This is a genomic window from Occallatibacter sp. (assembly GCF_049802275.1).
In the GTDB taxonomy this organism is placed as follows: domain Bacteria; phylum Acidobacteriota; class Terriglobia; order Terriglobales; family Acidobacteriaceae; genus Telmatobacter.
Map to the genome: position 1 here is coordinate 1 of NZ_JBARMD010000184.1, position 7456 is coordinate 7456.

Here is a 7456-nt window from a genome sequence, read left to right on the forward strand (position 1 = left end):
ATGAAGGAGGTGCGCAGGGCAATACCGGGCACGGCAGCGCGAACCTTCTCAAGTGTCTTGAGGAAGATGTCGGCGCCGGCGCCGCGCTTCATGCGTTTGAGCACATCGGGCGATGCATGTTGCAAAGGCACATCAAGGTACTTGCAGATGTTGTCGTGTTTGGCGATGGTTTCGAGCAGTTTGCCGGTAATGCGGTTGGGATAGGCGTAGAGGAAACGCAGCCAGCGCAAGCCTTCGATCTTAGCGAGCTCTTCAAGAAGCAGTGCGAGACCGTCTTTCAGGCCAAGGTCTTCGCCATAGCAGGTGGTGTCTTGCCCGATGAGCGTAATTTCCTGCACGCCGCGGGCGACAAGCTTCTGAGCTTCGGCGACGACGGACTCAAAGCGCCGCGAGCGGAACTTGCCGCGTAGATTCGGAATAACGCAGAAGGTGCAGGGATGATCGCAGCCTTCGGCAATCTTGATGTAGGCCGAGGTTTTACCGGTGGAGATGAAGCGAGGGGTGGACTCGTCGTAGAGATAAGTTGGCAGCATGTGCGCTGCGCCTTGCCATTCTTCGCGGCTGAAGCGGCCCTGCTTCTCGCGGAGATCGCCTTCCGGGCGAAATTCGGTCTTGTGTGTTCCGGCGCCAGCCTCGCGGCCTTCGCGGATTTCTGCCTGGCTACTTCCGCTGAGGATGTTGAACGGCGAAGGTGTAATCATTGGCCGGGCTATGCCGGCGGCCTCGAGAATCGATTCGAGCTCGCCGGTGCCAACCACGGCATCGACTTCAGGGATGTTCTTGATGATCTCGTCGCGGTAGCGTTCAACGAGGCATCCGGCGACGATCAGTTTCTTCGCCGAACCGGAGGTTTTGAAGCGGGCCATTTCGAGGATGGTGTCGACGGACTCCTGCTTGGCTGTGTCGATGAAGCTACAGGTATTGACTACTAGAATCTCGGCGTCCTCAGGACGTGCAGTCAGGCGCGCGCCTCCGCGGTCCAGAAGCCCCATCATGACTTCGGAGTCGACGAGGTTTTTCGGGCAGCCTAACGAAATAAAGCCCACGGTAGGAGCCGTGGGTAGGGAAGGTTTGCTCACATCCTCATTCTATCAAGTTCACTTTTTTGCCGCTTTGAGCGGAATTCCGGCTCCCGTGAGAACGCCTTTCGCATCAGCGGAGTAAGGGCCATTTGGTTCCAGTTCAAGATATTTCTGGTAGGCATCGGCGCATCCGGGCGGCAAAACCATCTTCTGGGTTGTGGAATCGACGGTGGCTTTCGAAATAAGTGCCTGCCCTTTGAAGTAATAGAGAGCGGCTCGCGTCGGGTCGAGCGCGATGGCTTTCTCGCCTGCGGCGAGTTGCGCTTCAGAGTTGCCCACCTGGAAGAACAAGATCGTCTCATTACGGCGATACAGCGCTGCCTGCGGGGGAAACGCTGCAACAGCATTGTCGAAGGCTTCTTCTGCATCCTTGACCTTACCTTCGTGTATATAGATCTCTCCAAGCCCGGCCCACGACACGCCCTTGATATCCGGTGTGCGGCTCTGCGCATTGTTGATTACGCCATCCACTGTATTGCGCGCATTTCGGGTGGCGGTCGGGGCTACCACCCCAGGTTTATCTGCGCTCTGATAGAAGTCATCTGAATGCGCTCGCTGGATCGAGTTCGAATCGGTGCCCAGGGCCATCTTGAAACTGTTTTCGGCCTCAGGGTACTTTTTCAGTCCAAGCTGCGCCAACCCAAGTTCCACCCAGGGCAGAACTAGCTTTGGGTCTTCACTGGTGACCTTCGACATCATTGCTTCTGAATCGGCGAATCGCTTCTCCGCAGTGGCCTTGCGGGCGGCGACAATCAAGGCGTTCAGGCTGCCCGAATCCTTTTTGCCAGCCGGTATCGGTTCTTGTGCATTCGCAGCGGGAAGAGCACAAAACAGAACCGCGGAGCAAAGAACAAGTGTCCTCATTCACCACCTCAGAATTTGGGATGACATTGCAGCGGAAGTATACGAAAAGATTTGCATTCGGTGTTCGAAAAGTGGGAGAGCCGGCGGCAGATGGAGGGCCCGCCAAGATGCTAAAATCTATCAGTGCCGGGTCCTACGCGACGTAATCCCGCCAATCCCGCCAGGTCCGGAAGGAAGCAACGGTAACGGGCTAGTACGGGCGCAGTAGGTCACCCGGTACTTTTTGCGCCATCGGCGCTTCTATTCTTTGGTCGAGGTGGTGCCTGGCCAGCGGTGCAGGCGTACCAAAGATCCGTACCAATGTTGAGCGCGAGCCGCGGTCTCCGGATCTCGTGCCGCAAGGAGAAAATGCATTGAGCCTCGCCGTGCGTCCCGTGGTGGGCAGGCGCGCCAAGATAAGCGCCCTCGGAACTTACGTTCCACCGAAACTTCTTACCAATCAAGACCTCGAAAAAATAGTAGACACCAACGATCAATGGATCGTGGAGCGTACTGGCATCAAGGAACGCCATGTGCTCGCCCAAGGCAAGGGAGTGAGCGATATCTGCGTTGAGGCCGCGAAGAAGTGTCTCGCGGCACGCGGGATCGAACCGAGCGAAGTGGAAGTGATCATTGTAGGCACGGTTACGCCCGACATGATGTTTCCGTCGACCGCATGCCTTGTGCAGGACAAGATCGGCGCCAAAGGTGCGTGGGGATTCGACGTTTCGGCCGGCTGTTCCGGGTTTGTGTTTGCGCTGCAAGCGGGCGTAAAGCTTGTGGAGAGCGGCGCGCAGTCCAAGGTGCTGGTCTGCGGAGCCGACGCCAATACGCGCATGACCGACTACACGGACCGGGCTACGTGTGTTTTATTTGGCGACGGTGGTGGCGCGGTGCTGATTGAACCCGCAGAAGAAGGCGAAATCGGCATGATTGATTTCCTGCACGAGATTGACGGGTCGGGCGGTGTTTCGCTTAATCTGCCGGCCGGGGGCAGCTTGAATCCGCCGACGCACGAGACGATCGACAAGAAGATGCACTTCATCCACCAGGATGGACAGGCGGTCTACAAGTTTGCCGTGCGCAAGATGGCGGAGGCCACGAGCAAGCTTCTTGAGCGCAATGGGGTGACGGGCTCTGATCTTGGATGCTTCATTCCACACCAGGCTAACAAGCGCATCATTACCTCTACCGCCGATCGCATTGGGATGCCGGCGGACCGCGTCATTATCAATATTGAGAAGTACGGGAATACCTCGGCGGGAACAATTCCGCTGGCCATGGAAACGGCGATTGAGGAAGGGAAGCTGAAGAAAGGTGACCTGGTGCTTATCGCTGCTGTTGGCGCGGGTTTCACTGTGGGAGCGGCGCTGCTGCGGTGGGAGATCTGAGAAGCAGCTTCTAGCTCTTAGCTGCTAGCTTCATTATTGCGGCCACCTGGATTCTTGGGGTTCGTCGTTGCTATTTGGCTAGTGCGCTCATCTGCAAGTCATATTCCGGCAGGACGCCGGTCTCTTCGGCCATCCTGAAGAATCCGCGCATGCCTTCTACGCACTCTGCGTCCAGAACGTAGTGAATATTTGTTGTCAGGTAGGAGCGGATCGTGCCTTCCGGCAGCGGCAATTGTCGCGACCAGTGGCTAACGAGTGCGTCGATGTTGTGCAATCCGTGATTACGCGATTGGATGAAGTCCCGGCAGATTTGCTCGTCCAAAGGGCTGCTGGATGCAATGCCCCAGACGGCGGAGACGAAGGGGAGCCCGGTCAGCACCTTCCATTCTTCGGCGAGGTCGTGATAAATCAGCTCTTCGCCGGTGCGCTCGAAGCGGTTGGCGCGCTCTTCGAGTGCCATTAGAGCGGGATCGCCGATCAGGACGGCAGCGTCGGCCTGGTCGAGCATGGCATCCAGGTCAGCGGCCATGGGAATGAAGGGTATTTCGGCATTGCCCCACTTGTGGAAGAGAATGCGCGCATAGGCGATTGTTGTTCTGCTTGCTGTATCCACGGCCACGCTGCGCAGCTTCTGGAGGGATTGCTCCGCACGCCGAACCAGCAGGAGCGATCGCACTTTGCCCTTCGAGGCGATGGTACATCCCGGCAGAATACGGAGGCCGCGCGTCGTTGCAAGCGCGGCTATCGGAACGAGGCCAATGTCGGCGCTGCCGTCTGCCAATTCGTCGGCACACTGCGAGGGGAGCATCCACTGGATCTCATAGCGCTGCGCGAGTTCCGCATTCAGCGGCGGATGTTCGAAGTCCCACATGAGGGGAGCGGGATTTAAAAAACGGATGGCGGCAACACGAAGCCGGCGTGTCAAAGTTGAACTCACTCTATCCTTTAGACTATCAACTCATGCTTTGGGATTCTCCACATACGTGCTCTCCGTCACACCCAGCGTGCTTGACTTCCATTTCTCATCAGCTTAATGTGGGCGCAATTACTAAAGAATCACGCTTGGTCACTAAGAAGAAAGAGCGCACGTGTGTCTTTGCACCAGCGCATATGTGAATGTCGATTCCGAATGACACAAATATAGATTCCGCCGCACGCGATACAAGAAAGCAAATCGATGAAAACCGATTAGCCATGCTGGCGCTCACGCTTACGCCGAACCTGGGGCCCAAGCGCATTGTGGATGCAATCGCTCAACTGCAGACGCCGAGCCAGATCTTTGCGCTGACACTCACTGAGCTTGAGGGCTTGCGCTTTCCAGCGGACTCGGCGCAGTTCATCTTTGACGGGAAGGCACGCCGCGCGGCGAACGAGGAGTGGGGAAAGATCGTGCAACAAGGCGCAACGATCATTACGCTTGATTGCCCCGAGTATCCCGAGCGGCTGAAAGAGATCTACGATCCACCTCCGGTGTTGTGGGTTCGCGGAGTAGTGCGACTGCTGTCGCGTCCGTCGATCGCCGTGGTGGGTACGCGTCATCCTTCCCCCTATGGCACCAATGTGGCGGAGATGCTGTCGCGCGATCTTGCAGCTCGCCGGCTCGTGATCGTGAGCGGTATGGCTCGCGGAATTGACACTTGCGCGCATAAAGGCGCACTCGCAGCGCACACGCCTACTATTGCCGTTTGGGGAACAGGAATCGACGTGGTTTATCCCAAAGAGAACAAGAAACTCGCAGACGAAATCATCGCTACGGGGGGAACCATCGTGAGCGAAATGCCCATGGGTACATTTCCAGCGCCGCAGAATTTCCCTCGCCGCAACCGCATCATCAGCGGACTGAGCATCGGGGTGTTGGTGGTGGAGGCCAGCGAGAACTCCGGTACCCGAGTGACGGCGCGTTGTGCTGCAGAACAGGATCGCGACCTGTATGCTGTGCCGGGCAATGTGACGGCGAAGAACTCCTGGACGCCTAACACGCTGATAAAACAGGGCGCCAAACTGGTGGGGAGCTGGGAAGATGTCTGGGAGGATTTACCTTCACAGGTTCGCTTGCAACTGGAGCAGGAGGCCGGTGTTGAATCCAGACCGGAGGAAGCCGCATCACTTTTGGTTGAGCCGGTGCTGCGATCGGAGGAGTCCATTGTCTTAAAGGTATTGCGCGCCGACGAGTCTCTGCAGATTGACGAACTTCTCGAAAAACTTGAGACTCAACTGACCTCGTCCGAGGTGTTTACGGCCCTGTTCGAGCTGGAGATGAGCGGCCGCATACGCTGCCTGCCGGGAAGGAACTACGTTCGCAACCTTTAGTTTTGGAATTGCGGCAGATTTGATGCTCGCTGCAGATCTCATGCAAAATTTTCGACGCAGTGCAGGATACGATGAACTGCACATTTCAGAAACTTTGCGCGTTACTACGCGAACGATCCTGCAACGAGAAATGCCGATTGACAGTAGAAACGAGGACGCCTTCCGTGTTAGCTTGCAAATCTTGCAGCCCATTTTCGGTGGGGAAGGCAAGGCGAGGCCGCTAGGGCTCCACTTGTGAAGAAAGTTCTTCCCATGTGGAAAGAAACCGAAAGACCTCAATCCGAGTCCAACAGGCCGGATGGAGTACAGTAGTACGGAATTAAGGATGGCAATGACCAAATCACTCGTGATCGTCGAATCTCCCGCGAAGGCGAAGACGATCGAAAAATATCTAGGCAAGGGCTTCGAGGTCCGCGCGTCGATCGGGCACATCATGGATCTGCCCAAGAACGACATTGGCGTGGAACTGAAAAATCGCACGTTTGTGCCGGAGCTGGTTGTTTCTCCCGGCAAAGAGAAGATCGTCGATCAATTAAAGAAGGCTGGCCTGAAGGCTGATGAAATCTTCCTTGCGCCTGACCCTGACCGAGAAGGCGAAGCAATCGCTGCGCACCTGGCTATTCAGCTGGGAACCAACGCCAAAGAGCGCAAGAAGATTCGGCGTGTCACCTTTAATGAGATCACCAAGAAAGCCGTGCAAGACGCGTTCCAGCACGCCCGCGACATCGACGAGAATCTCGTAGATGCGCAGCAAACACGCCGTGTTCTGGACCGCCTCGTCGGCTATCAGATATCGCCGCTATTGTGGGACAAGGTGCGCCGGGGACTCTCCGCGGGACGCGTGCAGACTGTTGCTGTGCGACTGATCGTCGAACGTGAACGCGAAATCGCGGCATTCAAACCGGTTGAGTACTGGACGCTCGAAGCGCAACTCCACCCCGAACGCCAAGCTGGCAAGAGCTTTAAAGCCAAGTTCGTCGGCATCGATGGAGAGCCGGCGCGCGTTTCGAATGGGCAGGACAAGGATGGCAAAGATCAGTTCATAGCCGGCGCGCTGCCTGACAAGAAGTCGATGGACTCAGCACTGGCCGCGCTTGACAATGCCACCTGGACGCTTGCATCCGTGCAGTACCGCGAGCAACAGCGCCGCCCGCTTGCTCCTTTTATCACCAGCCAGTTGCAGCGCGATGCTGCGAGCAAGCTTGGTTTCAATGTCCGCCGTACCATGGGCGTGGCGCAGCGTTTGTATGAAGGCATGGACATCGGCGACGAAGGCGCGACCGGTCTTATTACCTACATGCGTACTGATTCGCCGCGCGTGTCGCCTGAGGCAAAAGAGAGTGCGCGCGCATGGATCGCAAAGGAACTTGGCAAGCAGTACCTGCCTGAATCGCCCAATGTTTATAAGGGCAAGAAGGATGCGCAGGATGCGCACGAAGCGATCCGTCCCACGGATGCGTCGCGGACTCCTGAGTCGATTGCCCGCTACCTTAGCGATGAACAACTGAAGCTATACACCCTGATATGGAAGCGCTTTATTGCTTCGCAGATGGTGCCTGCGGTTTACGACATCACGACCGCGAAAATTGAAGCCAAATCCTCCGTTGACCGCAAGACCTACGAGTTCCGCTTGAGTGGATCAGTCCTTCGCTTCGACGGATTCCTGAAAGTTTACGAAGTTTCGGAAGAGAAGAAGGCCGACGACGAAGAGAACGCGCTCGCAAATAAGCTGCCGAATCTCGATGACGTCAAGAATCTGGAACTTGAGCAGCTACTGCCGGAAGAGCATTACACTGAGCCGCCGCCGCGCTACAACGAAGCTTCGCTGGT

General features: G+C 56.7%; 6 protein-coding genes and 1 other RNA gene. 4 read left to right on the forward strand and 3 right to left on the reverse strand.

The window, feature by feature from the left end; all coding sequences use genetic code 11:
* The coding region (locus tag WA354_RS06150; RefSeq protein WP_472812129.1) for a MiaB/RimO family radical SAM methylthiotransferase at positions 1–1079 on the reverse strand (1079 nt) is incomplete at its 3' end.
* 18 nt (positions 1080–1097) lie between these two features.
* Positions 1098–1946, reverse strand: coding sequence for a tetratricopeptide repeat protein (locus WA354_RS06155; RefSeq protein WP_472812130.1), 849 nt, complete (start codon positions 1944–1946; stop codon positions 1098–1100).
* A 124-nt stretch (positions 1947–2070) separates the two neighbouring features.
* On the opposite strand from WA354_RS06155, the gene ffs reads away from it, so the two are divergent.
* Together ffs and WA354_RS06165 are read left to right on the forward strand one after the other, a co-directional pair.
* An RNA gene (gene ffs, locus WA354_RS06160) (signal recognition particle sRNA small type) lies at positions 2071–2168 on the forward strand.
* A 131-nt stretch (positions 2169–2299) separates the two neighbouring features.
* Positions 2300–3316 carry a beta-ketoacyl-ACP synthase III gene (locus WA354_RS06165; protein WP_472812131.1) on the forward strand — a complete coding sequence of 339 codons (1017 nt, stop codon included), beginning with the start codon at positions 2300–2302 and terminating at the stop codon, positions 3314–3316.
* Positions 3317–3386: 70 nt separating this feature from the next.
* Here WA354_RS06165 and WA354_RS06170 read toward each other — a convergent pair whose 3' ends face one another.
* The gene (locus WA354_RS06170) at positions 3387–4253 is read right to left on the reverse strand and encodes a menaquinone biosynthetic enzyme MqnA/MqnD family protein (protein ID WP_472812132.1); all 867 of its coding nucleotides are present in this window, start codon (positions 4251–4253) and stop codon (positions 3387–3389) included.
* A 179-nt stretch (positions 4254–4432) separates the two neighbouring features.
* On the opposite strand from WA354_RS06170, the gene dprA reads away from it, so the two are divergent.
* Together dprA and topA are read left to right on the forward strand one after the other, a co-directional pair.
* On the forward strand, positions 4433–5626 hold the full coding sequence (gene dprA, locus WA354_RS06175) for a DNA-processing protein DprA (protein WP_472812133.1): 1194 nt from the start codon (positions 4433–4435) through the stop codon (positions 5624–5626).
* A 331-nt stretch (positions 5627–5957) separates the two neighbouring features.
* Positions 5958–7456 (forward strand): type I DNA topoisomerase (topA, locus tag WA354_RS06180; protein WP_472812134.1); only part of this gene is annotated, 1499 nt, incomplete at its 3' end.

Bases quoted from the DNA above. Each gene is read 5' to 3' on its own strand.
- WA354_RS06155 (WP_472812130.1), bottom strand. From the start codon at position 1,946: ATGAGGACACTTGTTCTTTGCTCCGCGGTTCTGTTTTGTGCTCTTCCC.
- dprA (WP_472812133.1), top strand. From the start codon at position 4,433: ATGTCGATTCCGAATGACACAAATATAGATTCCGCCGCACGCGATACA.